The sequence below is a fragment of the Streptomyces sp. MK37H genome (genome assembly GCF_018035285.1).
Lineage (GTDB): Bacteria > Actinomycetota > Actinomycetes > Streptomycetales > Streptomycetaceae > Streptomyces > Streptomyces endocoffeicus.
The window spans coordinates 1-25,958 of sequence record NZ_JAAAYH010000082.1; the positions used below are offsets into that span (position 1 = coordinate 1).

The window sequence follows — 25,958 nt, forward strand, 5'->3', positions numbered from 1 at the left end:
CGGCGGGTACCCGGCCGCGCCGCAGGCGGGCGAGGACCAGGGCAAACCCAATCCGGCCGCCGGGCCACAGGCAGGCACGCCGTCGGCCGACCCGCGCCGGCCCGCCGGCCCGGTCGGCGCCCCGCAGGCCGCCGCGCCAGACCCCAGCGGGGCGGCCGCAGGTCCGCAGGGCGCCACGCCATCGGCGGGCACGCCGCAGGCTGGAGCGGGCCACGGCGCATCCGGAAGCGCCACCCCGCCGCAGGCAGGGGCGACGGGAGGCTCCACCGCATCGCCCGACGCATCCGGTGGCGCCGCGCCCGCGACACCCGGCGGACCTGCCGCCGCACCGCAGTCAGGTGCGCCGCAGGCGCCTGGGGGCGCCGCGCCAAGCCACGGCACTCCGAACGCGGCCCCACCCGCCACGCCCGGCGGGCCCTCCGCCCCACCGCACGCAGGCACCGGGCAGGCCGGGCCGGATCACGGCACCCCGCACACGGGCGCACCGGGCCACGGCGCCCCCGGAAACGCCACCCCGCCACAGGCCGGGGCAGCCGGGGGCTCCGCCGCCGCGCCCAACGCACCCAGTAGCGCCGCCAACGCATCCGGTGGTGCCACACCGGGCCACGGCGCCCCACACGCAACACCCAGCGGCCCTGCCGCCGCACCGCACCCGGGCACCGGGCAGGCCGGGCCGGATCACGGCACCCCGCACGCCGCCGCACCCGGAACCCCCGGCGGACCCTCCGCCGGGCCGCACGCGGGCACGCCACTCGCGGGCACACCGCACACAGCCACGCCCGGCCACGGAGCGCCCGGAAACGCCGCCCCGCCGCAGGCGGGCCCGGGCGGCGCCTCTCCCAACTCGCCCGGTTCCGCCGGGCCCTACGCCCCCGGGGCGTACGGCTACCCGTCGCACGCCATGCCCCCGCAGGCGCCGCAGGCGGGCGCGGAGGGCGAGCCGCCGACGCCATCGCATGGCTTTGGACCGCCCGCGGTCACCTCGTTCGGGGCGGCCGCCGGGTCGCCTTCCGCCGGGTTCGGCGGACCGAGTGGGCCAGGCGGGCCGGGCGGCCCAGGAGCGCCAAGCGGGCCCGGGGGCGGCGCACCGCAGACGCCCCCGAAGCCGAACCGGCGGCGCCGTAAGACGCTCATCGTCGTGTCCGCCGCCGTCGCCACCGCCCTCATAGCCGGGGGCGCCGCGCTCGCCATCATCAAGGGGAACGACGACAAGGGCGACCGGGCCAAGACCGACTACGACAAGATGACCCACACCCCGCCCGACCCGGGCGGATCAGGCGGCGGCAACTCCAAGGGCTCCTCCGGGGGTTCGGACGGCCCCGATCCGTCCGCGACCAAGCTGGAGACGTCCGGCGACGTGCCCACCGAGTATCTGGGCGCCTGGGAGGGCGAGATCAAGGAGAGCGGCGAGTCGACCGGCAAGATCCGCCGGGTCGTGCTCTCGCAGGGGCCGGTCGGCGCGGTCGTCGCCGAGACCCTGACCTCCGACTCGGACTCGTTCTGCCAGGACTCCGCCAAGCTCAAGTCGGTGGACAGCCTGCTCCTCATCGAGGATGAGGAGGTGGCCACCAGCATCCCCGAGGACAGTTGCAGCGCGGTCGGCGAGCAGACGCTGCGGATAGGTAACGACGGCACCCTCGCCTGGAGCACCACGGACGGCTCCTCCGAGGCGACGCTGCGCCCCTCCAAGAGCGGCGGCAAGCCCATCCCCTCCGGGTACGTGGGCACTTGGCTGGCCAAGGACGCGTTCGGGAAGCCCGACGCCACGTTGAAGATCACCATCAAGCAGGGCGCGATCGGCTCCGTGGTGGCTCAGGAGGTCGCGGACAGCAAGAAGTACCACTGCGAGGGTGACCGGATCCTGGCCTCGGTGGAGAAGGGACTCGTCGTCAGCCCCTCCAAGTTCACCGGGGGCACCCCCAAGAATCTCTGCGGACCCGGCACGTCACTCACGTTCACATCTTCCGGACATGACAAGCTGCGTGTCGAATATGACGACCCGGACGATTACAGCGATGAGACGATGACACAGACGTTCACCCGCCTCGACTGATCGGCCGATCGGCAGAGGGACTATCGGCACAGGGACAGGAGCCACACCGCGATGGAGAACCTCGGGGCCCAGGACCCGCGGTGGATCGGCGAGTACCGGCTGCTCGGCAAGCTGGGCGAGGGCGGAATGGGCCGGGTCTATCTCGCCCGCTCCGCCCGCGGCCGCACCGTAGCGGTGAAGCTCGTACAGGCCGAACTCGCACGCCAGGCCGACTTCCGCGGCCGCTTCAAGCGGGAGGTGGAGGCGGCCAGACGAGTCGGCGGGCAGTGGACCGCACCCGTCCTCGACGCCGACACCGACGCCGAGGTGCCGTGGGTGGCCACCGGCTACATCGGCGGTCCGTCCCTGCACAGCGTCGTCGCCGAGGACTTCGGGGCGCTGCCCGAGCGCTCGTTGCGGATCCTGGCGAACGGACTGGCTCTCGCGCTGCGCGACATCCACGGCGCCGGGCTGGTCCACCGCGATCTGAAGCCGTCCAACATCCTGGTCACCATCGACGGTCCGCGCGTCATCGACTTCGGCATCGCGCGCGCCCTGGACGCCGTGGGCACCACCACGGGCGGCAATCTGACGATGACCGGCGCGGTCGTCGGCTCGCCCGGGTTCATGTCGCCCGAGCAGGTGCGCGGCGAGCCGGTCACCGCCGCGAGCGATGTCTTCTGCCTCGGCTCGGTGCTCGCCTTCGCCGCCACCGGACGCCAGCCCTTCGGCAACCTGGACAGCGGCATCCACGCCCTGATGTACCGAATAGCCCAGGAGGAGCCCGATCTGGTGGGGCTCCCCGACGGCGCGCGCGGGCTGGTCACCGCGTGCCTGGACAAGGACCCGGCCAAGCGGCCGTCGGTGGAAGAGCTGGTGGCCGCCACCCAGCCGGTGGGCGATGACGGCGAGCCCTGGCTGCCGGGCGGACTGCTCGCCCGGCTGGGGCGGGACGCGCTCCAGCTGCTGGAGGTGGAGGCCGAGAACGCGCAGCCGAACGCCATGGCGCCGCAGCAGGGCCCGTCGGCGTACGGCCACCCCCAGGCCGCCGCGCACACCCCGCCCGGCCCCTCCGCGTACGGCACGCCGACGCCGTCGGCGTACGCGACCCCCCACGCCCACGCGTCCGGGGGTCCCGCGTACCAGATGTCCCAGCCCACCACCCAGCCCTGGCAGGGCGGTTATCAGACGCCGATGGGCTTCCCCGCCCAGGGCACGCGGCTGAGGCCGATCCGAGGTCTGGCCACCGCGCTGATGAGCATGTTCGGCATCTGGCTGGTGCTGACACTCCTCGACATGGCGCTGAACATCTCGCTGCTCGACGCGTACTTCGCGCGCGACTCCGGCGTGGTCCCCGACGACCTCCACACCAAGCGGAGCGATGTCGAGGCGATGGACAGCGGCACCGGTGTCGCCGCGCTCGTGCTCGTCGTGCTGTGGCTGGTCTGGTTCCGGACCGCCTACATCAACTCCACGGTGCTCAACCCCGGGCGGCAGCGGTTCGGCAGCGGCTACTCCGTGGGCGCCTGGTTCATCCCGATCGCCCAGCTGTGGCTGCCCAAGCAGATCGCCAACGACGTCTGGACCTCCAGCACTCCGCCGGGGCCCGGACGCCGCGGCCGCGCGGTGCTGCACTGGTGGTGGACGTTCTTCGTGATCATGTTCCTGATGTTCCCGGTGAACGGGATCAGCGAGATCGTCGGCGACAACTCCCAGGATCAGCGCCCCACCATCGCCATCAGCATCGTCGACGACTCGATCGGCATCCTGACCGCGCTGCTGGCCATCGCCGTGGTGCGGCGGATCACCAAGATGCAGGAGCAGCGGGCCGCGCGGCCCGTCGGTCAGCCGCAGCAGCCCGCCGGGGTGTTCGGCCCGCCCGCGGCGTAGCGACGCCGGCGCGCGGGCCGCGCTCCCGGGAGCCGGCCTCCCGAGAGCCGCGCTCCCGCCGAGGGGTCAGAGGAACGAGTTGATCTGGATGGTCTCATCACGGCCCGGCCCGACGCCGATCGCGGAGATCGGGGCGCCCGACATCTCCTCGAGCGCCTGGACGTACTTCTGCGCGTTCTTCGGCAGCTCGTCGAAGGTCTTGGCCTGGGTGATGTCCTCCGACCAGCCCGGCAGCGTCTCGTAGATCGGCTTGGCGTGGTGGAAGTCGGTCTGGCTGTACGGCAGCTCCTCGACGCGCTTGCCGTCGATCTCGTACGCCACGCACACCGGGATCCGCTCCCAGCCGGTGAGCACGTCAAGCTTGGTGAGGAAGAAGTCGGTCAGGCCGTTGACCCGGGTCGCATAGCGCGCGATGACCGCGTCGAACCAGCCGCAGCGCCGGTCGCGCCCGGTGGTCACACCGCGCTCGCCGCCGATGGTGCGCAGCTTCTCGCCGTCCTCGTCGAGGAGCTCGGTGGGGAACGGGCCCGCGCCGACGCGGGTGGTGTACGCCTTCAGGATGCCGATCACGCGGCTGATCTTCGTCGGGCCCACTCCGGTGCCGGTGCAGGCGCCGCCCGCGGTCGGGTTGGAGGAGGTGACGAAGGGGTACGTGCCGTGATCGACGTCGAGCAGGGTGCCCTGCCCGCCCTCGAAGAGCACGACCTGGCCCTGGTCGATGGCGTTGTTGAGCAGCAGGGTGGTGTCGGCGACATAGCCGCTGAGCCGGTCCGCGTAGCCCAGCAGCTCCTCGACGACCTGGTCGACCGCGATGGCGCGGCGGTTGTAGAGCTTGGCCAGCACCTGGTTCTTGTAGTCCAGGGCCGCCTCGACCTTCTGCCGCAGGATCGACTCGTCGAAGAGGTCCTGGACCCGGATGCCCACCCGGTTGATCTTGTCCGCGTAGGTCGGGCCGATGCCACGGCCGGTGGTGCCGATCTTCCGCTTGCCGAGGAATCGTTCCGACACCTTGTCGAGGGTCGTGTGATACGGCGTGATCAGATGGGCGTTACCGCTGATCAGCAGCTTGGACGTGTCGACGCCGCGGTCGGCGAGACCGCTCAGCTCGGAGAGCAGGACCGCGGGGTCCACGACGACGCCGTTGCCGATGACCGGGGTACACCCGGGCGAGAGGATTCCGGACGGGAGGAGGTGCAGCGCGTACTTCTGGTCGCCGACCACCACCGTGTGGCCCGCGTTGTTACCGCCCTGGTAGCGCACTACATAGTCCACGGAGCCACCGAGCAGATCGGTGGCCTTTCCCTTGCCCTCGTCACCCCACTGAGCACCGAGCAGCACAAGTGCGGGCACAGGCGTACACCCCTTCCGGGCGGGGCATGTCCAACGTGCATGGTGACGCGCGCCACCACAAGAGCCGTCGAACCGGTGCCCCGGATAGACGAAGCCCCTGGCGCAACAGCGACAGGGGCTCTTGCACCGAGAGATTACCTGAGGAAGGACCGAGGTGTCGGCTCCAGATCCCCGGCCCCCTGCGCCGGACACCGTCCGGGGGCGCCCGCTGCTCATGGTCATCGACCCCAACGCCCGCCGCACGGACGGGGAGTCGGTGCGGATCGCGAAGGATGTGCTGTGTGCGGGCGCGAAGACGAAAATCTGCCTGCCGGACGGCCCGGAGGAGGTCGAGCGGGCGCTGGCCCGCCGGGGCGCCCGCCGGCCGGTGCTGGTGGGCGACGACCGTGCCCTGCTGCGGATGGTGGAGCTGCTGCACCGGCGGCGGGAGCTGGCGGACGCCGCGCTGTCGGTGGTCCCGGTGGGCGGCTCCGCCACGGTCGCCCTGGCCCATTCGCTCGGGGTGCCGACGGACGCGGTCGCCGCGGCCCGTACGGTCCTCGACGGGACCGCGCGCCCGCGTGACCTGCTGGTGGACGAGAGCGGCGGGGTGGTCCTCGGCGGTCTGCGGATCCCCTCCGGGCTCGCTCCTTACGGTGCGCACGACGGGATGCCGGGCGCCGACCGCGGCGCGGCGGCCGGGCCGGACGGAATGGACGGGACGGACGGGCACGGCCCGGGCCCGCACGGCGACGGGGCGAGGGGCCGGGACTGCGGCTGCGACCCTTGCGTCCACGACCGCCGCCGGGCCGAGGACGGCGAGGACGGCCGGGACGGCACGGGCCCGCCCGGCCACGACCGGGAGGGCCCCGACGGGGAAGGCGATGGCCACCGGCCGTGGTGGAGCCCGGCGGCCCGCACCGCCCGCACCGCGCTGACGCTGCTCTCGCTCCCGGTGATCGGCCTGGCGGGCGGCGCCCGGCGCCCGGCGCATCCACCGCCGCAGCGGCTGCGGATCGAGGCGGACGGGGTGCTGCTGAGCGATCTGGACCGGCCGGTGGAGCGGGTGTCGGTCTCGACGGCCGCGCCGGGCGGCGGGCTGGCCGAGGTCGTGGTCCACCCCCATGCGGCGGGCGGCCCCCTGCGCACCCGGGCACGCGCCGTCACCGTCTCCGGACCGGACTTCCGCTACCACGCGGACGCGCTGATCCGCGGCCCGGTCCGCAGCCGCACCTGGACGGTCCGGGCCGAGGCCTGGAGCCTGATCCTCCCCCACCGCCCTTGAGCCCCACTCGCGCCGTCCCGGGCCGTAACCGCCGCGGCGCCCGGCGGCGGGCGCGCCGCCGTCGGACGGGACACTTCCGCCACCGGCCGGACACCACCGTCGCCGGGGCGGACGACCCGATCACACGGCCACCGGGCAGACGGCATCGCACGCCGCCACCGGGCCGGACACGCCCGCGGCTCTCGGCCGGACGGCCCGCCGCCGGGCGGGGCCGGGGTGGCGCGCGGGCGGGGCGGTCAGCCCGCTTCGGCCTCGCGGGCCTCGGCGGCGCGGCGCTCGGCCTGCTGGGCGCGCCAGCGCTCCAGCATCTTGGGCAGCTCCCGCTGGACGAACTCGAAGAAGTCGGCGGTCTCGGTGATCCGCAGCCCCGCCGGGGTGCCGGGGCCGAGCACCTTCGCGCCGTCGCGCATGGTGCTCTCCCAGCGGGCGACCATCTGGTCGCGGCGGGTCAGCGTCTCGTACCAGACCTCGTTGTAGAGCCGGTAGCGATCGCGGCGGGAGCCCGGCTCGCGCTCCCGCACCACCATGTCCACCTGGGACAGATAGCGGATGGCGCCCGAGACCGCGGCGGGGCTGATCCGCAGCCGCTCGGCGAGCTCCGCCGAGGTGAGCGCCCCGGAGTCGGAGACGAGAAGCGCCGCGAAGACCCGCGCCGCCATGCGCTGCATCCCGGCCTCGGCCAGATCGGCCGCGAACCGCTCGACGAACCTGGACACCGCCGCCTCGTCACGCGTCGCTTCACCGCGCGCGTGATCGGGCGCGCCCCCCGGTTCGATCGTCTCCCTCACCGCTTCATCATCTCCCCTCTTCGTCACATCATCATAAGTTTATACGGTTCCTTAACTTCACAAATTTGTGAAACTAGCGTAGCTTCGAAATCATGAAAACGGCAATCTCCGTGTCCGGCCTCCACAAGTCCTTCGGCCGGACCCACGCGTTGGACGGCCTCGACCTCGAAGTCGAGGCAGGTGAGGTCCATGGCTTCCTCGGGCCCAACGGCGCCGGGAAGTCCACGACCATCCGGGTCCTCCTCGGGCTGCTCCGCGCCGACTCCGGCGCGGTGCAGATGCTCGGCAAGGACCCCTGGCACGACGCGGTCGACCTCCACCGCCACATCGCGTACGTCCCCGGAGACGTCACCCTGTGGCGCAACCTGAGCGGTGGAGAGGTCATCGACCTGTACGGGCGGCTGCGCGGTGGGCTGGACACCGCACGCCGGGCCGAGCTCCTGGAGCGATTCGAGCTCGACCCCACCAAGAAGGGCCGTACGTACTCCAAGGGCAATCGACAGAAGGTCGCCCTGGTCGCCGCGTTCGCATCCGAAGTGGAGCTGCTGATCCTCGACGAGCCGACCTCCGGGCTCGACCCGCTCATGGAGGAGGTCTTCCGCGAGTGCGTCGCCGAGGAGCGCGACCGCGGTCGTACGGTGCTGCTCTCCAGCCACATCCTCAGCGAGGTCGAGGCGCTCTGCCGGAGGGTGAGCATCATCCGCAAGGGCCGGCGGGTGGAGTCCGGCAGCCTCGCCGAGCTGCGCCATCTGACCCGTACGTCGGTGACCGCCGAGCTCGCCGGCGAGCCCAACGGCCTGTCCGGGCTCCCCGGTGTGCACAACGTGGACATCCAGGGCAGCCAGGTCAAGCTCCAGGTCGACTCCGACAAGATGGACGCCGTGCTGCGGCAGCTCACCCAGGTCGGGGTGCGCAGCCTCATCTCCACCCCGCCCACCCTGGAAGAGCTCTTCATGCGCCACTACCAGGACGACATCACGCGCACGGAAGCCGAGGCGATCGCCCGATGACCGCCGTAGCCGACGCCCGGGTCTCCCCCCGCGCCCGCGGATCGGCCCACGATCTGGCGGGCACGGGCACGCTGCTGCGGCTCGCCCTGCGCCGCGACCGGATCATGATGCCGGTGTGGGTGCTGTGCCTGGGGCTCACGGCCAGCAGCACCGTCGGCCGTCTGAAGAGCGCGTACGACACCCCCGCCCGGCGCGCCGACCTCGTCGAGGACATGAACGGGAACGGCTCGACCCGGGCCCTGTTCGGCGCCGCCTTCGACGACACGCTGGGCGCGCTGACCGTCTGGCGCGTGGGTGCCTTCCTTACGGTGTTCGCCGCGATCATGAGCCTGCTCATCGTGATCCGGCACACCCGTGAGGAGGAGGAGACCGGCCGCCAGGAGGCGCTCTCCGCGGGCATGGTCGGCCGCCGCGCGGGGCTCACCTCGGCCCTGCTCGCGGTGGCCATCGCCAACGGCGCGGTGACCCTGCTCATCGCGGGCAGCCTCGCGGGCCAGGGCGGCACCGGCGCGCTGGCCCTCGGCCTCGCCGTCGGGCTGTCCGGTATGGCCTTCGGCGGTCTGGCCGCCGTCGCCGCCCAGCTCACGGAGAACGCACGGCTGGCCCGGGGCCTGAGCTCCGCCGCGGTCGGCGTCGCCTTCGTGCTGCGCATGGCGGGTGACGCCGCCGAGGACGGCAGCAGGGGCTCCGGCCATGTCCTGGTCTGGCTCTCGCCGCTGGGCTGGGCCGAGTACGCCCGGCCGTACGCGGACGAGCGCTGGTGGCCGCTGCTGCTGATCGCCGTGCTCGCCGCGGCCTCGATCGCCTTCGCGTACTCCCTCGCCGGGCGTCGCGACGTAGGCGCCAGCTTCTACGCCAGCCGTCCCGGCCCGCCGGCCGCCGGCCCGCTGCTGAGCGGGGTCTACGGCCTGGGCTGGCGGCTGCAGCGCGGTGCCCTGTTCGGCTGGGCCGCGGGCTTCGTCTTCGCGGGCGCCATCTTCGGAGGCATCTCCGACGGTGCGAACGACTTCCTCGGCGACAGCGACAAGACCCGCGACATCATCCAGCGGATGGGCGGCGCCCAGGGGCTGAACGACGCGTTCCTGGCCGCCATGGTCGGCGTCCTCGGCACCATCCTCACCGTCTACACCACCACCTCCGTGCTGCGGCTGCGCGGCGAGGAGACCGACCAGCGCGCTGAGCCCCTGCTGGCCAACGCCGTCGGCCGGCTGCGCTGGGCCGGGAGCCATCTGGTGATCGCGTACCTCGGCCCGGTCGTCATCCTCGCCATCGGCGGTCTGGCGCTGGGGCTGGGCTACGGCATCGCGGCGGGCGATCTGGCCGACCAGCTCCCCCGCTGCCTCGGTGCCGCCCTCGCCCAGCTCCCGGCGCTGTGGGTGCTCACCAGCGTGACACTCTTCCTCGTGGGCGTGGTGCCGAAGTACTCGGCCGCGGCCTGGGCCTTCGTCGGCTGGGTGGTCGCCCTGGGCTGGATGGGCCCGGCGCTGGAGCTGTCCGATTCCGTCATGGACACCTCGCCCTTCAGCCATCTGCCGAAGCTGCCGGGCGACGAGGTGACGGCCGCACCGTTCCTGTGGCTGCTGCTCCTCTCGGTCGTTCTCGCCGCCGGAGGACTGGTGGGTATGCGCCGCCGTGACATCGGCGGCTGACCCCCGTCGGCCCACCACACCCCGGCAACCGCCCCCTGTTGTCCACAGCCTGTGGACAACAGGGGGCTCGTTTGTCTGGTGTGCCAGGTCTTTGTGCGCAGGGCTCCGTGCTCAGAGCTCGACCTGGAGCTCCCGCAGGCCACGGATGACGAAGTTCGCCCCCCGCTCCGGCTCCTTGACCAGCCGCAGCCCGGGCGCCTTGCGGAGCAGGGCGCCGAAGGAGGCGATCAGCTCCAGACGGGCCAGCGGGGCGCCCAGGCAGTAGTGGATCCCGGCGCCGAAGCTGATGTGGGGGTTGTCGGTGCGGGAGAGATCGAGGGTGTCGGGGCGGTCGAAGCGGGCCGGGTCGCGGTTGGCCGAGCCGAAGAGCAGCGCGACCTCGCTGCCGCGCGGGATGACCGTGCCGCCGACCTCGATGTCCTCCAGCACCCACCGCTCGAAGAGCTGCAGCGGGGTGTCGTAGCGCAGCAGCTCGTCCACGGCGGTGGGCAGCAGCGCGTCGGGGTCGGCACGGAGCAGGGCGAGCTGCCCGGGGTGGCGGAAGAGCGCCCACCAGCCGTTCCCGGTGGTGTTGACCGTGGCCTCATGGCCCGCGTTGAGCAGCAGCACACAGGTGGAGATCATCTCCTGCTCGGTGAGCCGGTCGCCCTCGTCGTGCGCGGCGATGAGCCCGCTGATCAGATCGTCCCCCGGGGCCTTGCGGCGCGCCTCGATCAACTCGCGCAGATACGCGGAGAATTCGACGGACGCGCGCACGGCCCGGCGCGCCGTCTCCTCGCCCGGGCTCAGCTCGTACATCCCGCAGATATCCGCCGACCAGGGCCGCAGGGCGGGGCGGTCGGCGGGCGGAATGCCCAGCATCTCGGCGATCACGGCGACCGGCAGCGGTTCGGCGACCGTCTCGATGAGATCGCCGCCGCCCGAGGCGACGAGGGAGTCGACGAGTTCCTCCGCCAGCCGCTGGATCGTCGGCACCAGCGCCTCGACCGTCCGCGGGGTGAACGCCTTGGAGACGAGCCGCCGCAGCCGGGTGTGGTCCGGCGGTTCCAGGTCGAGCATGCCGTGGTCGTTGAGGGTGTGGAACGGCTCGTGCTCGGGTGGCGGCGCGGTGCGGCCGAACTCCTCATGGCCGAAGCGGTGGAGATAGGTGCGGCCGAGCCTGCGGTCCCGCAGCAGCGCGCCGACATCCGCATGACGCGGGATCAGCCACTGGCGGGAGGGCTCGAACCAGTGCACCCGGCCGCGCTCGCGCAGCTCGGCGTAGGCCGGATACGGGTCCGCGACGAACGACGGCCGCCAGGGGTCGAAGGCGGGGGCTTCCGCGCTGCTGCTCATCCCCGGACGGTACCGCCGGGCCCGCTCGGCCTCCAGGGGTCACAGGCGGGTCAGCGGGTCCTCCTCCGGTGCCCCGGCCAGCCGCCAGGGGCCCGCCGGGTGCCTCCGAAGAGGCGGGGCAGCCTCCGGGGGCGCAGGTGCCTCCAGGAGGATCACTAAGCGCTTCGCGGGAAGTGCCGCGAGGTCCGGTCGTTCATCCGCGGCCGCGTCGTGGCTGTTCGCGCAGTTCCCCGCGCCCCTTCGGGGCGCAACCAACCGCACCGGACTTCAGCGAGGCCGCTTAGGGTCCTCCGGGGCCCGGTCAGCCTCCGGGCGTCACCAGGCGGACCTCGTAGGCGAACACCGCCGCCTGGGTGCGGTCGCGCAGCCCCAGCTTCACCAGGATCCGGCTGACATGCGTCTTCACCGTCGACTCGGCGACGATCAGCCGCTCGGCGATCTCGGCGTTGGAGCAGCCCTGGGCGACCAGTACCAGGACCTCGTTCTCCCGCTCGGTCAGCTCGGCCAGCCGCCCCTGCGGGGAGGGAAGCGGACCACCGAACCCGGCGGCCTCGCCGATCCGCGAGAACGTGCTGATCAGGCGCTTGGTGACGGCCGGGGCCAGCAGCGCCTCGCCCGCCGCGACGATACGTACCGCGTCGCCGAGCTGCCGGGCGGAGGCGTCCTTGAGCAGAAAGCCGCTCGCTCCGGCGCGCAGCGCCTGGTAGACGTACTCGTCCAGGTCGAAGGTGGTCAGGACGAGCACCTTGGCGTCCGCGTCCGCCGCGACGATCTCACGGGTGGCCTCGAGGCCGTTGACCTCCGGCATCCGGATGTCCATCAGGACGACATCGGGGCGCAGCGCGGCCACCTGGGCGATGGCCTGGCGCCCGTCGACCGCCTCGCCGACGACCTCGATATCGGGCTGGGCGTTCAGCAGCACGGAGAAGCCCTCGCGGACCATCACCTGGTCGTCGGCGATCAGCACGCGGATGGGAGAGGGGAGGGAGGGGGCGTCGGTGGTCATGGCTTCATCGTCTCCCCCTCCGGGCCGGGCCCCTTCTTCAGCCCCGGCGCCTGGCCAGGCGCCTGGCCCGATGCCTGGCCCGGCGTCTGGCCCGATGCCTGGCCCGATGAATCCGGCGCGTGCCCCTGCTTCGGTGCCGATGCCTCCGGGCCGGAGGCCTCCGCTTCGGGGACCGCGGCGGCCGGGATGAAGACCGCGACCTCGTAGCCGCCGTCCTCCTCCACCCCGCCCGCCGTCATCTCCCCGTTCAGCATGGCCACGCGCTCCCGCATCCCGAGCAGCCCATGGCCCATGCCCGGCGAGGGCCGTACGGCCTGGGTGGGCGGGCCGTTGACGATCCGCAGGCCCAGACCGCCGAGGACGTACGCGACTTCGACGCGGGCGGTGCTGCCGGGCGCGTGCCGCAGCGCGTTGGACAGCGCCTCCTGGACGATCCGGTACGCGGACAGCTCCACCCCGGAGGGCAGCGGCCGTACGGCGCCGGTGGTGATGTGCTCGACGGTCAGCCCCGCCGCCCGGACCCCCGCGAAGAGCGTGTCGAGCGTGGCGAGGGTCGGCTGGGGCGCCTCAGGGTCGGCGTCGGCGTAGGCATCGGGGTCGTCGGCGCGGACGACGCCGAGGACGCGGCGGAGTTCGGTGAGCGCGGCGACCGCGTTCTCACGGATGGTCGCGAAGCTGGTGGCCAGCTCCTCGGGCGGGTTCGCCACCCGGTAGGGCGCCGCCTCCGCCTGGATGGCGATCACGGACATGTGGTGCGCGACGACGTCGTGCAGCTCACGGGCGATGGTCGCGCGCTCCTCCAGCAGGGTGCGGCGGGAGCGCTCCTCGTAGGTGGCCGACTGCTGCACGGCGACCTGCTGCTTGGTCTCGCGCAGACTGCGCCGGGCGACGACGGCGCCCACGATGACGCAGGAGGTGACCACCATCGGGAAGGCGTTCGTGTGCCCCCCATCGGCGGTGAAATCGCAGGCGATTCCGAACACTGCCGTGAGCAGCAGCATCTGCCCGGCCACCCGCGGGAGGTTCTGGCTCGCGACGATCACCATCACCGCGACATGCGAGGCGAAGAGGGTCGCCGGCCAGGGCCACATGCTGCTCCCGACCGGTTCGGCGACGGCCAGGCCCCAGAAGACACTCGCCGCGAAGGACAGCCACCAGGCGCCGATCGGCCGGTAGAGCGCCAGCAGCAGGGGTACGGCACTGAGCAGTGCCAGTCCCATGCTCTCGGTTTCACTCGCCACGGCCATGAGATAGAACGCGCCGGCCACGATCGCGGCATGCGGCAACCACGGCGCGTACGGCCGCACCGCCCGGGGCGCATGGCGCACCAGCGGATGCGTGGCGGCCAGCGGCGGCACCGGGCGGAGGGCGAAGGAGCCGGTGATCAAGTCCTTCCGCAGATCGGAGAACGCCTGGCGGATGGTGCGGAGTTCGGTCCGCGGAATCGTCTCAGTCACGCCGTCCACGGTAGGGAGCGGGCGCCGCGGCGTCGTCCCCGTGAATGTGGATTGTGCGGTGTCCGTCTGAAGTACTACGTGGCGGGGCCCGGCTCGGTGTTACGTGGCGGGGTGCGCCGCCGCCAGCCTTGCGATCTCGTCGGCGACGGTGTGCGCGGCGGGCGTCGTGGGGTCGATGGGCGGGAAGTGGCCGCCGTCGGTCCTGATCAGCCGTACGTCCTGTCCGGCGCGGGCCGCCGCCTCCGCGAAGGCGTCCGCGACCGCCGGCGGCACATCGATGTCGGTGCCGCCCTGCACGATGGTGGTGGGGATCGCGGTGGGCAGCAGCGCGGCGGGGTCGGCGAGGCCCAGCCGGACCGCCAGCTCATCGCCCCCACCACCGCTGCCACCGCTGCCTTCGCCTTCGCCTGCGCCTTCGCCTTCGCCTTCGCCTTCGCCTTCGCCTTCGCCTTCGCCGAGGAGTTCGTCGACGGCGCCGGAGCAGACGTCCAGCGCACGGGCCGTGGCCAGGTCCGCGATGGGGGCGAGGGCGACGACACCGCGGAGCGGGGAGGGGGAGGGCAGATGCCAGGGAGTGCCGGACGGCAGCCGATGCCGGGCCGCCGCCCACAGCACGGCGTGGCCGCCCGCGGAGTGCCCGGTGAGCACCACGCGATCCGGGTCGGCCCCGGGGAGCCCGAGCTCCCGGACGAGACCCGGCACGGTGTCCACGGCGGCCGCGATGTCGTCGAACGTCTCCGGCCACCGCCCGGCCCGCGCGGGGTCCGCCCCACCGCGCCGGTACTCGACGGACGCCACCGCCAGGCCCCGCCCCGCCAGGAAGGCGGCGAAGGGCGAGACATGGCGGCGGTCGTAGGGGGCGCGCCAGGCGCCGCCGTGGAAGAGGAGGACCAGCGGGGCGGGGCGGGCGGCCCCGTCCGTCCCGGGTGGCGGAAGGTAGAAGTCCACCACCTGGTCCGGGTGTTCGCCGTACGCGGCGCTCCGGGCCGGATCCACGGGCGCGAGCCCGAAGACCGACGTCTCCTCGGCCGCCGCCCCCGCTGTCGCCCCGCCCATCGGTCAGCCCTCCTTCAGCACATCGGCCAGCACCCGCGCCGCCCGCTCCACCTCGGCGAAGCCCGTGTAGAGCGGGGTGAAGCCGAAGCGCAGCACATCGGGGCGGCGGAAGTCGCCCACGACACCGCGCCGCACCAGTTCCGCCATCACCTTCCCGGCCTCCCCCGCCGCCGCGCACCGCAGCGCCACCTGGCTGCCGCGCTCGGCGTGTGCGGCGGGGGTGATCGACCGGACGCGGCCCGCCGGGACGTAGTCCTCGACGCAGCGGAGAAAGAGGTCCGTCAGGGCCAGGCTCTTGGCCCTGACGTCCTCGATCGTCACGTCGTCCCACACCTCGAGCGCGGCCTCCAGCGCCAGCATCGAGAGGATGTCCGGGGTGCCGACGCGGCCGCGGACCGCGCCGTCGGCCGGGGTGTAGGCGGAGGCCATGCCGAAGGGGTCGGCATGCGAGTTCCAGCCGGGCAGCGGCGAGTCGAAGCGGGGCTGATGGGCCTGGGCGACATACAGATAGGCGGGCGCGCCGGGCCCGCCGTTGAGGTACTTGTATGTGCAGCCCACCGCGAGGTCCACCCCATGGGCGTCCAGCCCGACCGGCAGGGCGCCCGCGCTGTGGCACAGGTCCCACACCACGAGCGCGCCCGCCGCGTGCACGGCGGCCGTGGTCCCGGGCAGGTCGTGGAGGCGGCCGGTGCGGTAGTCCACGTGGTTCACGAGCGCGACGGCGGTGCGCGCGCCGACGGCGGTCGGGACGTCGCCCGCGGCCACCGGCCGCACGGTGCAGCCGGTCATCCGGGCGGCGGACTCGGCGATATAGCCGTCGGTGGGGAAGGTGGCCTCGTCGACCAGGATCTGATCCCGGTGGGCGCCGCGCTCCTGGGCGATCCGTACGGCCGCGACGACCGCCTTGAAGACGTTCACGCTCGTCGAGTCGCCCACCACGACCTGGCCGGGGGCGGCGCCGATGAGCCGGGCGACGCGGTCGCCGATCCGCTCCGGCGCGGTCCACCACCCGCTCTCCTCCCAGGAGCGGATGCGCAGCTCACCCCATTCGCGGGCGACCACATCGGCCAGCCGGGGCGGGACGGCGCGGGGCAGCGCGCCCAGCGAGTTGCCGTCGAGGTAGACCGTGTCGTCGAGGGTGAAGGCGTCGCGCTTGGCGCGCAGCGGGTCGGCCGCGTCGAGCCTGGCGGCGTCGTCGGCCAGAGCGGTCCCGGGCAGAACGGGCTCGGTACCGGTCGGCTCAGTCGGAATCGTCGCGTCAGACATGGCTACGCGCCGTCCACAGCTCGGGGAAGACGTTCTTGGCCGCGCGCTTCTCCAGCCAGGCGACCCCGGCCGAGCCACCCGTGCCGGTCTTGGAGCCCATCGCCCGCCGGGTCGCCACCAGGTGGTCATTGCGCCAGCGCCACACCAGCTCGGCGACCTCGGTGAGCGCCTCGCCGAGCCGGATCAGCTCGCTGTCGCGCGGACCGGAGTAGATCTCCTCCCAGACCCGCTCCACCCCGGGATCCGGTTCATGGCGCAGGGCGGGATCGCGGTCCAGCACCGCGGCCGGGACGGCGAGGCCGCGGCGCGCGAGATGGCGCAGCACCTCGTCGTAGAGGCTGGGCTCGGTCAGCGCCTTCTCCAGCTCGGCGTGGACCCGCGGCGCGCCCCGGTGCGGGACGAGCATGGACGCGGACTTCTCGCCGAGCAGGAACTCCAGCCGCCGGTACATCGCCGACTGGAAGCCGGAGCCCTCGCCGAGCGCGGAGCGGTACGCGTTGAACTGGCCGGGGGTGAGATGGGCCAGCGGTGCCCACGAGGCGTTGAGCGACTCCAGCTCGTAGGCCGAGCGCTGGAGCGCGGCCATCGCGGTGGGCAGGTCGTCCTCGCGCAGCGCCTGCGCGGCGGTCTGCCACTCATGGACGATCACGGTGAACCACAGCTCCATGACCTGGGTGGTGACCAGGAACACCATCTCGCCGGGGTCGTCGGAGAGGGGGTGCTGGAGGTGGGTGAGCACGGACGCCTGGACGTAGTCCTCGTACGGCGTGGTGCCGTCGAAGTCCAGATTCGGGGCGTCGGACTCGGCGTGGTCAGGGACAGGCTGCTGCGACATCGCATCTCCTGAGTACTGCTCGCTACCGGGTAGCGGTCCGCCCCTTCCCTTCGGTCTCGGAGCCCCGGTCCCCTCGGGGCCCACAGCCGAAGGGGCCCCGCACCGCATCATCCGCGCAGCACGGACGATCGGCAAGTACGGAAGGGGCCCGTGGGGCGTACGACACCCCACAGGCCCGGTGCGCCTCGCCCTGTCTCAGCGGATCAGGAGAGGCGAGGTCAGGAGACGTGAATCAGGAGACGTGGATCAGGAGAGCGTGTCCGCCGCGGTCGGGGAGCTCTCACGCAGGAAGGTCGAGCAGCGCTCGTACTCCTCCTGCTCGCCGATGGACTGCGCGGCGCGCGCGAGCGCGTGCAGGGCGCGCAGGAAGCCCCGGTTGGGCTCGTGCTCGAAGGGCACCGGACCGTGGCCCTTCCAGCCGCTGCGGCGCAGGGCGTCGAGGCCGCGGTGGTAGCCGGTGCGGGCATACGCGTAGGACTCGACCACCCGGCCGGCCTCGAACGCCTCGTCGGCGAGCTGCGCCCAGGCGAGCGATGAGGCCGGGTACTTCGCGGCGACCTCGGCCGGGGCCGCGCCGGAGGCGAGCAGCTCGCGCGGCTCCGGGTCGTCGGGCAGATGGGTCGGGGGCGGTCCCCCGAGCAGGTTCTCGTGAATGGCCATGGGTTCCAGTCTGCCTGGTCCGGGGCCCCACCCGACACGCTCAAGCCATGAGGAGGACGCGGGTCAGGCAGAGGGGCGTCTCTCGCCCGGGTCCAGGGGTGGCGCGGACACCCCGCAGTGGTAGGCGCACTCGGGGCGGCACGGCGGCCCCGCCGCCCGCGCGACGCCCTCGGCGCCCTCCGCCGGCACCGCGGCCCCGGCTCTCTCGGGCTCCGCCCCCACCTCGGCGCCCGCCTGCTCCAGCGCGTCCGAGCGCACCGTGCGCCAGGCGAGGATCGCCCCCAGCACCAGCACCCCGGCGCAGATCGGCATCGCCCGCCGGAAGGTGCTCGAGAAGGCGTCCGCCGATCGGTACGCCTCCGGGCCCATCCCCGCGAGCAGTGGCAGCGCCGCCACCGCGACCAGCCCGGCCGCCCGCGCCGCCGCGTTGTTGACACCGCTGGCCAGGCCCGCGCGGGCGACGTCCACCGAGGCCAGTACGGTCGCGGTGAGCGGGGCGACCACCACGACCATGCCCAGGCCCAGCACCAGCAGCGCGGGCAGGATGTCCCGCCAGTACACCGCCCCCACCCCGGCCCGGGTCATCAGCCACATCCCCGCCGCGCACAGCAGCGGGCCGACGGTCAGCGGGATCCGCGGGCCGATGCGCTTGCCCAGCTCCCCCGAACGGGCCGACAGCAGCAGCATCAGCGTGGTCGTGGGCAGCAGCGCGGTACCGGCGGCGAGCGCGGAGTAGCCCACCACCACCTGGAGGTCGAGCACCGAGAGGAAGAAGAAGCCGCCGAAGGCCGCGTAGACGCACAGGGTCACCACATTGACGGCGCTGAACTGGCGGGAGGCGAAGATGGAGAGCGGCAGCATCGGCTCGCGCAGCCTCCGCTCCACGACGATGAAGACCGCCCCCAGCGCCAGCCCGGCGACGCCCGGAACCACCACGGCGGGCGAGGCGCCCTTCTGCGGCGCGGCGATCAGCGCATAGGTGACCAGGGCGAGGGCCGCCGCCCCCAGCACGGCACCGAGGACGTCGAACCGGCCGCGCGGCTGCGGATCGCGGCTCTCCGGTACGTGGCGCAAAGCCACCGGCACACACACCGCCGCCAGCGGCACATTGATGAAGAACACCCAGCGCCAGCCGGGCCCGTCCACCAGCCAGCCGCCCAGGAACGGCCCGATCGCCGCCCCGATGCCGCCGAAGCCGGACCACAGCCCGATCGCCCGTGCCCGGTCATCGGGGTGGATCACCGACTGGATCAGCGCCAGCGACCCGGGGGTGAGCAGCGCCCCGCCGATGCCCTGGAACGCCCGCGCGGCGATGAGCACCCCGGCGTTCGGCGCCAGCCCGCACGCCAGCGAGGCCAGCGCGAACCACACCACCCCGATCACGAACACCCGCCGCCGCCCGAACCGGTCCCCGAGCGCCCCGCCGAGCAGGATCAGCCCGGCGAGGGTGAGCATGTAGGCGTTGACGGTCCACTGGAGTACGGGCAGATCGGCGCCCAGGTCGAGGCCGATGTGCGGCAGGGCGACATTGACGACGGTGCTGTCGAGGAGGGCCATGGCGGAGCCCAACACGGTGGTGAACACCAGCCACCGCCCGGCCGGCACGGATAGCCGTACCGGCTCACCGTTGCCCCGAGCGTGTCCCGCCCCGGGCGTGGAGCCGCCCATACCTGGATCATGCCCGCATCGACGTTTGTGGGCAATCGTTCCGCGGAGGGGGCATCTCCCAGCGGTGGCTGGGGGAGGAACGGGTCGGCACAAACCGGCCGCCGGCCCGCACCCGCCAACGAAGCGGCAACGGGCAAAACCATAGGCGCCCGGCGCGCGAGGGCAGCGCACAGCAAACGGGCCCGGCGGCCCGCCGCAAAGGCGAGCGCCGGGCCCGAAGGGGCGAGCCGAAGGACTACTTCAGCTTCGTCCCCGTCGACCGAAGATCCGCACAAGCCTTGGTGACCCGCTCAGCCATCCCCGTCTCGGCCAGCTTGCCCCAGCTCCGCGGGTCGTACGTCTTCTTGTTGCCGACCTCGCCATCCACCTTCAGCACCCCGTCGTAGTTGCGGAACATGTGGTCCGCGATCGGACGGGTGAAGGCGTACTGGGTGTCCGTGTCGAGGTTCATCTTCACCACGCCGTTCTCCAGCGCGGTGCGGATCTCCTCCTCCGTGGAGCCGGAGCCGCCGTGGAAGACGAAGAAGAACGGGTCCTGCTTGCCGTACTTCGCGCCGACACCGTCCTGGAGATCACGCAGCAGCTCCGGGCGGAGGACGACATTGCCCGGCTTGTAGACGCCGTGGACGTTGCCGAAGGAGGCGGCCAGCAGGTAGCGACCCTTGTCGCCCAGGCCCAGGGCCTCGGCAGTGCGCAGGGCGTCGTCCACCGTCGTGTACAGCTTGTCGTTGATCTCGTGCGTGACGCCGTCCTCCTCGCCACCGGTCGGGGTGATCTCGACCTCAAGGATGATCTTCGCCTTGACCGCCTCGGCCAGCAGCTCCTGCGCGATGTCGAGGTTGTCGGCGAGGGTCTCGGCGGAGCCGTCCCACATATGGGACTGGAACAGCGGGTTCTGGCCCTTGGCGACGCGCTCCTGCGAGATCTTGAGCAGCGGACGGACATAGCCGTCCAGCTTGTCCTTCGGGCAGTGGTCGGTGTGGAGGGCGATGTTGACCGGGTACTTCTCGGCCACGACATGCGCGAGCTCGGCGAGGCCGACCGCACCGGTCACCATGTCCTTCTTGTACTGGCCACCCAGGAACTCGGCACCACCGGTGGAGATCTGGACGATGCCGTCGCTCTCCGCCTCGGCGAAGCCGCGCAGGGCGGCGTGCAGAGTCTGCGTCGAGGTCACGTTGATCGCCGGGTAGGCGAACTTGCCCGCCTTCGCCCGGTCGAGCATCTCGTTGTAGATCTCAGGGGATGCGATGGGCATCTGACCGCTCCTTGTATGTGCGGGTTAGTCGTACTTGGCCCTGACCTAGGGGCGACGTCATCGTCGGGGCCATAATCCCAGACTCCGCCGATTGCTCCACACGGCGCACGCCGAGACCACACGGACGGGGGTGGGTGGTTTCACGTGAAACCTCCCACCTCCCCAGCCTGCATGATTCAGCTCAGCCCGAGGTCGGTGAGCGAGTACGCCGGGAGGTACGGCAGCCCAGCGTCCGCGATCGCGGGCGCGGCGCCGCGCTCGACGATCGTCGCGACCGCGACGACCTCCGCGCCCGCCTCCCGCGCCGCCTCCACCGCGGTCAGCGGCGAACCGCCGGTGGTGGAGGTGTCCTCGACCACCAGCACCCGGCGGCCCGCGATGTCCGGGCCCTCGATACGCCGCTGCATACCGTGCGTCTTCTGGGCCTTGCGGACCACGAAGGCGTCGAGCCGGCGCCCGCGCGCGGCCGCGGCGTGCAGCATGGACGTGGCCACCGGGTCGGCGCCCAGCGTCAGCCCGCCCACCGCGTCGTACTCCAGATCGGCCGTGGTCTCGAGCATGACCTGCCCGACCAGCGGCGCGGCCTCGGCGTCCAGGGTGATCCGGCGCAGGTCGATGTAGTAGTCGGCCTCACGCCCGGAGGAGAGGGTCACCTTGCCGTGGACCACGGCCTTGTCCTTGATCTGCTGCAGCAGGGCGTCACGCGCATCGCTCATGCGCATGAGCTTATGCGGTGGCCCTCGGAACCCCCCAAGCCGCTCCGTACCGTGAGACCGACCGCGTCAGTCGTGAGACCGACGACCGCGTCAGCCGTGAGACCGACGTCAGTCGTGAGACCGACCGCGTCAGGCCAGAGTGCGCCAGCTCCAGGTCATGGCGATCTCCAGCGGCTCGATGGGGGTGACCAGGCGCGGCATGAGGTTGAGCCCGTTGGGCGGGCCGGACTGCGGTTCGACGCACACCGCCTCCGCCTGCTCGTCGTAGACGACCACCCACTCCGTCCGGCTGGTGACCTTCAGCTCGAGCCGGCCGGGCCAGGTGAGCGTGACGTCCACCCCCTGCGGCATCCCGAAGCAGTCGTCCCAGGGGCCGGGCTTCGGCGCGATCCGGCGGCCGGTGGGGAGGTGGTCCTCGCCGCGCTCCTCCTGCCATGCGGCGTCGAAGGCGATCTCGGCATCGGGGCCGCCCTCGCCGAGGTTCCGCAGGAACCACGGATGCCAGCCCGCCTGCGCCGGGAAGGAATCGCCCTCGGTCTCCACGCTCATGGTGACGGTAAGGCTGTCCGGGGAGAGCTCGAAGCTCTGGGTGACCCGGCCCTCGTACGGCCAGGGGTCGGCGAGGTCGTAGGTGAAGGCCGCGCTGGACTGCCCCGTGCTGACCGGGGCCCATTCGACGTTCCGGCCGGTCCCGTGGATCGCGTGCGGCGGGGAGTTGATGGGCAGTTGGTGGGTCCGCCCGCCGTTGCGGAACCGGCCAAGACCGGTCCGGCCGCACCACGGCACCATCGGGAACGACCCGAACCGCGGGGCCTGCCGCAGCAGCTCCGTACCGCCGATGCGCAGTGAACCGATACGGCAGCCGTTCTCGGGTGAGACGGTCAGCTCGGCGTCCCCGGCGGTCAGCCGTACGCCCTTGGTCTCCGTTGTGTCTTCGGTGGTCACAAACACCGAGCCTATGCGCCCGGGCTCATCGGCGGCGGCGAAGTACCCGACGGCCCACGACGACGACGGATGCGAGCACGACGGCCGCGGCGGGCGCGGCCCAGCGCAGGGTGGCGCTGGTGGAGACGGTCTCGGGCGCGGGGACCGGGGCGTAGCGGCCGCGCGGCGGGGCGTGGTCGACCTCCTCGGTGGAGCGGCCGATCATCGTGCGGCGGGCGTGGGCGGCCTCGGCCGGGGGCTCCTCGTCCAGGTCGTCGAGCTCGCCGAAGCCGACCGGCTCCTCGACGGCGTCCACCCCGTCGAGGTCCTCGAGGTCGCCGACGTCCTCGATGTCCATGTCGTCGGCCGACAGCGGAAGCTCGGCCTCGGTCGGCAGCCCGGTCTCATCCGCGACGGCGGCCGCACCCGCGTCAGCGGCCGCATCGGTGGTCTCGTCAGCGGCCTGGCCGGGGGCCTCGTCCTCCGTGGGCGCGCCGATCGGGGACGTCTCCAGCCCGGCCGTGAGCGCCGCGGCGAACCGGTCCAGCATGCGGCGGGCCACGGTGATGGACGTCTCGTCGTCGAACTCGGCCAGCCGCCCGTCGCTGTGGACCGTCCCGGAGCACTTCAGCTCCGTACCGCCCTCGACGGGCTTCGGCGTGATGGTCAGCGCGAGCTTCACCGAGCCGCTGCCGCGCGCCTCGCCGCCCTCGCCCTCGACCTCGAAGGCATCGGCGCGCCGGATGACGCGCAGCGCGCCGCGATAGGTGATGGTGGACCCGCCGATGCGCAGCCGCAGCCGGCCCGCGAGCGGACCGGCGGCCTCATCGGCGTCCTGCTGGAGCCCGGGAACGCAACGAGCGACGCGGGCGGGCTCCGCGAGCGCCAGCCGGACGGTGTCGACGGGAAACGGAACGAACACCTCATGCTCCATAGGTCAAGACAGTACCCATCGCACGTTCCCTGAGACCCGTTCCCGCGCAACTTTCCGCGTGCCGCTGACGTACGCCGTCGACGCGAGCCCCCGGCGCACGGACACGCTCCGCACGCGGGGGGGGGCGCCCGCCGCAGGGCCCGCCGGGGCGTCACTCCCCATAGCGCGGACGCATGAGCGTCGACGGGGGCAGACCTTCCTCTCGCGCGCGCTCGGCCGTGCGGCGGGCCGCCCGCAGCCCCTCCTCCGTCAGCGAGCGCGGCCGCGGCCGGTGCGGGGCCAGCCGCAGCCCGACCGGGGAGCGCGCCGCCAGGACGAAGCCCCAGTCGTGCGGGCTGCCGCGCCCGGGGCGCGGGGCACCGATCACATACGGAGTGGTCCGCAGCCCGACCGAGCGCATCGTCGCGTCCACCGTCCAGAACGCCCGCGGATCGGGCCGCAGCGGCCCGGCGTGGACCACCAGCCGGCCGCCGGGCGCCAGCACCCGCTCGGCCAGGCCGTAGAACTCCTGCGAGTAGTACTTGGTGCTCGGGGTGAGCTCGGGGGCGGGCAGATCGCAGACCACCACGTCGTACGCCATGGACCGGCGCAGCCAGTCGAAGGCGTCCGCCGTCACCGCCCGCACCCGCGGATCGCGGTAGGCGCCGCCGTTGAGCGCGGACAGGCCCGGATCGCGCCGGGCCAGCCGCACCACCTCCGCGTCGCGCTCCACGACGGTCACCGACCGGACCCCCGCGTACCGCAGGATCTCGCGCGCCGCGAGCCCGTCGCCCCCACCCAGCACCAGCACCCGGCCGTGCGGTCCGGCGGCCATCGCCGGGTGGATCAGCGCCTCGTGGTAGCGGACCTCGTCGCGCCCGCTGACCCGCAGCCGCCCGTCGAGGAAGAGGGACAGCGGCCGCCCGCTCGTCCCTCCGCCCACCAGCACGATCTCCTGCTCGCCGGTGCGCAGCGCGACCCGCACCCCCGGTCCGTAGACGGCCTGTCGGGCGGCCCGCTCGAACGAGGGGGTCAGCACGGCACCCGCGGCCAGCGCGGCGAGCACCAGCCCGTTGGCGACGATCAGCGCCCACCGCGCCCGTACGCTCAGATCGCGGCGGAAGAGCCAGAGCACCAGCGCGCCGCCCGCGACCGCGTTGACCGCGCCGGTGACCAGCGCGCCGGTCAGCTGGCCGAACGCGGGCAGCAGCAGAAAGGGAAAGGCGAGCCCGCCGACCAGCGCGCCCACATAGTCGGCCGCGAACAGATCGGCCACCGCGCCGCCCGCGTCCTGCCGGCGCACCCGCTGGATGAGGGTCATCAGCAGCGGCACCTCGGCCCCGATGAGCACACCGATGGCGAACGAGACGCCGACGAGCGCGGAGCGCGAGTGACCGCCCCATGCGAAGCACGCGTACAGCGCCATAGCCGAGCAGCCGCCGACGAGCGCGAGCACGGCCTCGACGGCACCGAAGCCCACGGCGGCCCGGCAGCGCAGCCGCTTGGCCAGCAGCGAGCCGACACCCATGGCGAAGACCATCACGGACAGCACGACGGATGCCTGGGTGACCGAGTCACCCGCCAAGTACGAGGCCAGGGCCACGAGTTCGAGTTCGTAGACGAGGCCGCAGGCGGCGCAGACGAAGACCGTGCCGAGCACGAGGAAGCGGCCGAGCCCCGCCCGCACCGGCAGCCGCGCCGGAGGGCCGGATTCCGGCGACGACGGCGCATCCGAGACGGCGGACATGGGCGAATCGATCACAAAGGGAACGCTACGTCACATATCGCTTACGTCTCGTCCCCCACACGAGTGCATTGCCGTTCGTACATCTGGCATCGATGGCCTCTCGGCCACGCGCGATCCCCTTCAGACGCAGGGGACTTGGGGCGGCACCCCACCCGACAGCCCGTCCGCCAGGCCACCCGGCAGACTGCCCGGCAGACCGCTCGGCAGGCCACCCGACAGCCCGTCCGCCAGGCCGCCCGGCAGACCGCCCATATCGAGCCCGCCCGCGCCCGGCGGCCGGAGCGCGGCCGGCACCCGGGCCCCCACACAGGTGCGGGTGGTGACCAACCGCCCCTCCTGGGGGTAGGCATGCCAGGTCCGCCAGCCCACCGTGCCTTCGTTCCACTGCGCGAGCAGCGCCGTGAACGCGTTCGGGCTGCCGGGGAACGTACCGGCCAGACCGTGCGGATGGTCGGCCACCAGCGCGAGCAGCTCCTGGGCGCGCCCGGCGAAGGCCTCTTGCGACAACTCCTCGACACGTGCCGCGAATTCGTATTCGCGGCCGTCGACGAGGGTGGAAACCCCCAGCGGAAGCGGGGTGCTGTTGCCGGACATACAGGCCACGGTCTCCGAACAACGGCTGCCCTCCCCTTCGAGGAGGACCTGGTGGGAGGCTCCCAGAAGCCTCAACTGGATAGCGAAGTCATGGAGTTGGAGATCGAGCACAGCGAGGGCGGGAAGCGGTTCCCGTCCCAGGCCCCAGGCGAGGTCAGCGGCGCGGGTATCGGTGTAGGCAGTCTTGAGGGTCGTGAGCATGGATCGGCTCCGCAAGCACGCAGTGGAAAAAGATGGGCCAGCTCGCCCCGCGGGGGACCAGGGGCATGCGCATACGGCGGCTCGTGCCCACGTGGGGCCGTAAGGTCGATTGGTGGTATACGGAATCATGAAATGCTCGGCGCCACATCGTTTTTACCCACCTTCGCCGGGTTTCCACCCCCTAGGGCGCTCCCTAGGTCAAGTGTTCAACAAGCCAGCGCCCGGCGCACGTTGGCGCGCCGGGCGCTGGCTCATCGCTTCACGGCCGTAAGGACGGCGTGGCAACCGTAAGAAGGGCATGGCAACCGTAAGAACGGCATGGCGACCGTAAGGCCGCGC

General features: G+C 72.8%; 20 protein-coding genes and 1 pseudogene. 5 read left to right on the plus strand and 16 right to left on the minus strand.

Annotated features, from left to right (window positions below; genetic code table 11):
- The first annotated feature begins 1,138 nt into the window (after nt 1-1,138).
- Together GWI24_RS14530 and GWI24_RS14535 are read left to right on the plus strand one after the other, a co-directional pair.
- Entirely contained in the window at nt 1,139-2,053 is a 915-nt protein-coding gene (locus tag GWI24_RS14530; protein WP_210946363.1) for a hypothetical protein, read from the plus strand.
- 51 nt (nt 2,054-2,104) lie between these two features.
- Nucleotides 2,105-3,922 (plus strand): DUF4328 domain-containing protein, encoded by a 1,818-nt coding sequence (locus tag GWI24_RS14535; RefSeq protein ID WP_210946364.1) that lies wholly within the window; start codon nt 2,105-2,107, stop codon nt 3,920-3,922.
- A 66-nt stretch (nt 3,923-3,988) separates the two neighbouring features.
- Here the strand turns inward: GWI24_RS14535 and GWI24_RS14540 are convergent, their stop codons facing one another.
- Nucleotides 3,989-5,272 (minus strand): adenylosuccinate synthase, encoded by a 1,284-nt coding sequence (locus GWI24_RS14540; RefSeq protein ID WP_210946365.1) that lies wholly within the window; start codon nt 5,270-5,272, stop codon nt 3,989-3,991.
- Nucleotides 5,273-5,486: 214 nt separating this feature from the next.
- Between GWI24_RS14540 and GWI24_RS14545 the strand changes: the two genes are divergently transcribed.
- Nucleotides 5,487-6,536 carry a hypothetical protein gene (locus GWI24_RS14545; RefSeq protein WP_210946379.1) on the plus strand — a complete coding sequence of 350 codons (1,050 nt, stop codon included), beginning with the start codon at nt 5,487-5,489 and terminating at the stop codon, nt 6,534-6,536.
- A 236-nt stretch (nt 6,537-6,772) separates the two neighbouring features.
- Here GWI24_RS14545 and GWI24_RS14550 read toward each other — a convergent pair whose 3' ends face one another.
- Nucleotides 6,773-7,324: a GbsR/MarR family transcriptional regulator gene (locus GWI24_RS14550; protein WP_210946366.1), complete on the minus strand. Its 552-nt coding sequence runs from the start codon at nt 7,322-7,324 to the stop codon at nt 6,773-6,775.
- 92 nt (nt 7,325-7,416) lie between these two features.
- Here GWI24_RS14550 and GWI24_RS14555 point away from each other — a divergent pair, with 92 nt between their 5' ends.
- On the plus strand, nt 7,417-8,334 hold the full coding sequence (locus GWI24_RS14555; RefSeq protein ID WP_210946367.1) for an ABC transporter ATP-binding protein: 918 nt from the start codon (nt 7,417-7,419) through the stop codon (nt 8,332-8,334).
- Nucleotides 8,331-9,983 carry an ABC transporter permease gene (locus tag GWI24_RS14560; RefSeq protein ID WP_210946368.1) on the plus strand — a complete coding sequence of 551 codons (1,653 nt, stop codon included), beginning with the start codon at nt 8,331-8,333 and terminating at the stop codon, nt 9,981-9,983. The genes GWI24_RS14555 and GWI24_RS14560 overlap by 4 nt, the downstream gene beginning before the upstream one ends.
- 111 nt (nt 9,984-10,094) lie before the next feature.
- Here the strand turns inward: GWI24_RS14560 and GWI24_RS14565 are convergent, their stop codons facing one another.
- The 14 genes and pseudogenes from GWI24_RS14565 to GWI24_RS14630 all read right to left on the minus strand — a co-directional run.
- Nucleotides 10,095-11,318 carry a cytochrome P450 gene (locus GWI24_RS14565; protein WP_210946369.1) on the minus strand — a complete coding sequence of 408 codons (1,224 nt, stop codon included), beginning with the start codon at nt 11,316-11,318 and terminating at the stop codon, nt 10,095-10,097.
- 301 nt (nt 11,319-11,619) lie between these two features.
- On the minus strand, nt 11,620-12,324 hold the full coding sequence (locus GWI24_RS14570; RefSeq protein WP_210946370.1) for a response regulator transcription factor: 705 nt from the start codon (nt 12,322-12,324) through the stop codon (nt 11,620-11,622).
- A complete protein-coding gene (locus GWI24_RS14575; RefSeq protein WP_308343641.1) occupies nt 12,321-13,781 on the minus strand; it encodes a histidine kinase in 1,461 nt (486 codons plus the stop codon). Before GWI24_RS14575 ends, GWI24_RS14570 begins: the two co-directional genes overlap by 4 nt.
- A gap of 99 nt (nt 13,782-13,880) precedes the next feature.
- Complete coding sequence (locus GWI24_RS14580) at nt 13,881-14,837, minus strand: alpha/beta hydrolase (RefSeq protein ID WP_210946372.1); 957 nt, start codon at nt 14,835-14,837, stop codon at nt 13,881-13,883.
- A 3-nt stretch (nt 14,838-14,840) separates the two neighbouring features.
- Nucleotides 14,841-16,103 carry a kynureninase gene (gene kynU / locus GWI24_RS14585; RefSeq protein ID WP_210946373.1) on the minus strand — a complete coding sequence of 421 codons (1,263 nt, stop codon included), beginning with the start codon at nt 16,101-16,103 and terminating at the stop codon, nt 14,841-14,843.
- Complete coding sequence (locus GWI24_RS14590) at nt 16,096-16,938, minus strand: tryptophan 2,3-dioxygenase family protein (RefSeq protein ID WP_210946374.1); 843 nt, start codon at nt 16,936-16,938, stop codon at nt 16,096-16,098. The genes kynU and GWI24_RS14590 overlap by 8 nt, the downstream gene beginning before the upstream one ends.
- A 246-nt stretch (nt 16,939-17,184) precedes the next feature.
- Entirely contained in the window at nt 17,185-17,598 is a 414-nt protein-coding gene (locus tag GWI24_RS14595; RefSeq protein ID WP_014178261.1) for a DUF3151 domain-containing protein, read from the minus strand.
- 63 nt (nt 17,599-17,661) lie between these two features.
- On the minus strand, nt 17,662-19,266 hold the full coding sequence (locus GWI24_RS14600) for an MFS transporter (RefSeq protein WP_210946375.1): 1,605 nt from the start codon (nt 19,264-19,266) through the stop codon (nt 17,662-17,664).
- A 235-nt stretch (nt 19,267-19,501) separates the two neighbouring features.
- Complete coding sequence (gene fbaA / locus GWI24_RS14605) at nt 19,502-20,524, minus strand: class II fructose-bisphosphate aldolase (protein ID WP_210946376.1); 1,023 nt, start codon at nt 20,522-20,524, stop codon at nt 19,502-19,504.
- 176 nt (nt 20,525-20,700) lie between these two features.
- Nucleotides 20,701-21,246, minus strand: a complete 546-nt coding sequence (pyrE, locus tag GWI24_RS14610; protein WP_198279142.1) for an orotate phosphoribosyltransferase — start codon at nt 21,244-21,246, stop codon at nt 20,701-20,703.
- 123 nt (nt 21,247-21,369) lie between these two features.
- Nucleotides 21,370-22,185, minus strand: a complete 816-nt coding sequence (locus GWI24_RS14615) for an aldose 1-epimerase (protein WP_210946377.1) — start codon at nt 22,183-22,185, stop codon at nt 21,370-21,372.
- A 25-nt stretch (nt 22,186-22,210) separates the two neighbouring features.
- Complete coding sequence (locus tag GWI24_RS14620; RefSeq protein WP_210946378.1) at nt 22,211-23,098, minus strand: SRPBCC domain-containing protein; 888 nt, start codon at nt 23,096-23,098, stop codon at nt 22,211-22,213.
- A gap of 151 nt (nt 23,099-23,249) precedes the next feature.
- Nucleotides 23,250-24,824, minus strand: a complete 1,575-nt coding sequence (locus GWI24_RS14625; RefSeq protein WP_210946380.1) for a polyamine aminopropyltransferase — start codon at nt 24,822-24,824, stop codon at nt 23,250-23,252.
- Between the two features lie 279 nt (nt 24,825-25,103).
- Nucleotides 25,104-25,619 (minus strand): annotated as a pseudogene (locus GWI24_RS14630) (DUF2617 family protein); the annotation flags it as partial.
- Between the last annotated feature and the right edge of the window lie 339 nt (nt 25,620-25,958).

What these genes read in the sequence shown, in the direction of transcription:
- GWI24_RS14535 (WP_210946364.1), top strand. Translation starts at nt 2,105, where the DNA reads ATGGAGAACCTCGGGGCCCAGGACCCGCGGTGGATCGGCGAGTACCGG.
- GWI24_RS14545 (WP_210946379.1), top strand. Translation starts at nt 5,487, where the DNA reads ATGGTCATCGACCCCAACGCCCGCCGCACGGACGGGGAGTCGGTGCGG.
- GWI24_RS14555 (WP_210946367.1), top strand. Translation starts at nt 7,417, where the DNA reads ATGAAAACGGCAATCTCCGTGTCCGGCCTCCACAAGTCCTTCGGCCGG.
- GWI24_RS14560 (WP_210946368.1), top strand. Translation starts at nt 8,331, where the DNA reads ATGACCGCCGTAGCCGACGCCCGGGTCTCCCCCCGCGCCCGCGGATCG.
- GWI24_RS14565 (WP_210946369.1), bottom strand. Translation starts at nt 11,318, where the DNA reads ATGAGCAGCAGCGCGGAAGCCCCCGCCTTCGACCCCTGGCGGCCGTCG.
- GWI24_RS14570 (WP_210946370.1), bottom strand. Translation starts at nt 12,324, where the DNA reads ATGACCACCGACGCCCCCTCCCTCCCCTCTCCCATCCGCGTGCTGATC.
- GWI24_RS14580 (WP_210946372.1), bottom strand. Translation starts at nt 14,837, where the DNA reads ATGGGCGGGGCGACAGCGGGGGCGGCGGCCGAGGAGACGTCGGTCTTC.
- kynU (WP_210946373.1), bottom strand. Translation starts at nt 16,103, where the DNA reads ATGTCTGACGCGACGATTCCGACTGAGCCGACCGGTACCGAGCCCGTT.
- GWI24_RS14590 (WP_210946374.1), bottom strand. Translation starts at nt 16,938, where the DNA reads ATGTCGCAGCAGCCTGTCCCTGACCACGCCGAGTCCGACGCCCCGAAT.
- GWI24_RS14595 (WP_014178261.1), bottom strand. Translation starts at nt 17,598, where the DNA reads ATGGCCATTCACGAGAACCTGCTCGGGGGACCGCCCCCGACCCATCTG.
- GWI24_RS14600 (WP_210946375.1), bottom strand. Translation starts at nt 19,266, where the DNA reads ATGGGCGGCTCCACGCCCGGGGCGGGACACGCTCGGGGCAACGGTGAG.
- fbaA (WP_210946376.1), bottom strand. Translation starts at nt 20,524, where the DNA reads ATGCCCATCGCATCCCCTGAGATCTACAACGAGATGCTCGACCGGGCG.
- pyrE (WP_198279142.1), bottom strand. Translation starts at nt 21,246, where the DNA reads ATGCGCATGAGCGATGCGCGTGACGCCCTGCTGCAGCAGATCAAGGAC.
- GWI24_RS14620 (WP_210946378.1), bottom strand. Translation starts at nt 23,098, where the DNA reads ATGGAGCATGAGGTGTTCGTTCCGTTTCCCGTCGACACCGTCCGGCTG.
- GWI24_RS14625 (WP_210946380.1), bottom strand. Translation starts at nt 24,824, where the DNA reads ATGTCCGCCGTCTCGGATGCGCCGTCGTCGCCGGAATCCGGCCCTCCG.